Raw genomic sequence first — 1,221 nt, 5'->3', positions numbered from 1 at the left:
AGGCTTTATATATAGGAATTGATGTTTGAATGGAGAAATAGTAATGGGACAAATTGAAGGAATAAAAAATTATAAAGTTTATAAAATGAGCTTAACTACTTTATCTCCAATATTTATAGGAAGTGGAGAGATACTTAATAAAAGTGCATATTTTTGTTATAATGATGAAGTTAATGTTATTGATGAAAAAAAACTTGTAAAATTATTAAGAAGCAGAAGAGGGTTATTTGAAGAATTTATGTCTTATGCTTCTGCTGGTAATTTAAATCTTACAAAGTTTTTAGAAAATAATATTCCTAATTTTAAGAATTTAGATATTTCTAAATACAAATTAATATCCCATAGTAATATAATAACTACTAAAGGTAAAATAAAAACGTTAAATGATATAAATACTTTTATAAAGTCTTCAAACGGTAAACCATATATTCCAGGTTCTAGTATCAAAGGATTTATTAGAACTGCTTTAATAGCAAGTGAAATAAGAAGAAATAAAGACAGATATACTGGTTTTTTTAATAGTAAAAGAAAGGTTAAAGATTTAGATGTACTTGAAGATATGGCTTTGTCTAATATATTTAAAGAAGTATTAGATAAATATAAATTTAGTGAAAAAGATTATAATGATTTTAAAGATAATCCAAATATATTATTTAAATTTCTTATTGTATCCGATTCTGATGAAGTTTCTTTAGATGAATTATTCGTAGGAAAGCAGCATGATTTTACAGATAAAGCTAAAACAGTTAATGAACTTCCTATTTTTATGGAGTTTATACGCCCTTTAACTACTTTTAATTTTACTATCACAATAGATAAAAGCATAGTTGATTATTTTGATATATCTTTAATATCAAAAAGATTAACTGCTTATTTTAATCAGTATATTAATAGTATACAAGATATGTATATGTCATGCATAAAAGATTCTGGAAATAAATATACTTTGACTTCAAGTGAAGAAAAAGATAAATTTCCTCCTAATAGTTTTTTGGGAGGACATGATGGATACTTCACAAAGAATATATTATATTCTTTATGCAAATTTGAAGATGACGGTATTGAAAAGGAAAAAATTATTAATTTGCTTAAAGCACATTTTTTTTATAGGCATAATCATTATAAACATGATAAAATTATATCTCCTAGAACTATGAAACTAACTATGTATAATGATAAATATTACAATATAGGTGTGTGCAATATTAAAGTTGAAGAGGA

At 23.6% G+C, this 1,221-nt stretch carries 1 protein-coding gene; it reads left to right on the top strand.

Annotated elements, in window-relative coordinates; translation table 11 throughout:
* Positions 1-43 precede the first annotated feature (43 nt).
* Positions 44-1,221, top strand: a 1,178-nt coding sequence (csm5, locus tag EZH24_RS12125; protein ID WP_137999324.1) for a type III-A CRISPR-associated RAMP protein Csm5, incomplete at its 3' end; no start/stop codon positions are given.

Source organism: Brachyspira catarrhinii, from assembly GCF_005518285.1.
In the GTDB taxonomy this organism is placed as follows: domain Bacteria; phylum Spirochaetota; class Brachyspiria; order Brachyspirales; family Brachyspiraceae; genus Brachyspira; species Brachyspira catarrhinii.
Note: the sequence above shows the minus strand (reverse complement) of the source record. Positions and strands in the feature narration are given on the sequence as shown.